Below are 210 nucleotides of genomic sequence, written 5' to 3'. Positions count from 1 at the left end.
CCCCCCCCATTCGACTTCTGTGAATTGAGGCCAGGTGCCAGGCAAAGCCATAAAAAGCCAAACCACGCACCCAGCCAAAACCGTTTAAGCCTGATGACCATAGCAAGTCGGAACCACCCCTTCCCATCCCGAACAGGACCGTGAAACGACTTCGCGCCGATGATAGTGCGGATCCCCGTGTGAAAGTAGGTCATCGTCAGGCTACATACC

Annotated in this window: 1 rRNA gene; it reads left to right on the top strand. The window is 55.2% G+C overall.

Going from position 1 to position 210, the window contains the following annotated elements:
• Window positions 1-89 precede the first annotated feature (89 nt).
• Window positions 90-202: ribosomal RNA gene (gene rrf / locus A612_RS00030) — 5S ribosomal RNA — on the top strand.
• The last annotated feature ends 8 nt before the right edge of the window (window positions 203-210 follow it).

The sequence above is a fragment of the Melaminivora alkalimesophila genome, from assembly GCF_000282995.1.
In the GTDB taxonomy this organism is placed as follows: Bacteria; Pseudomonadota; Gammaproteobacteria; order Burkholderiales; family Burkholderiaceae_C; genus Melaminivora; species Melaminivora alkalimesophila.
This window is presented reverse-complemented; position numbering and strand designations above follow the sequence as displayed.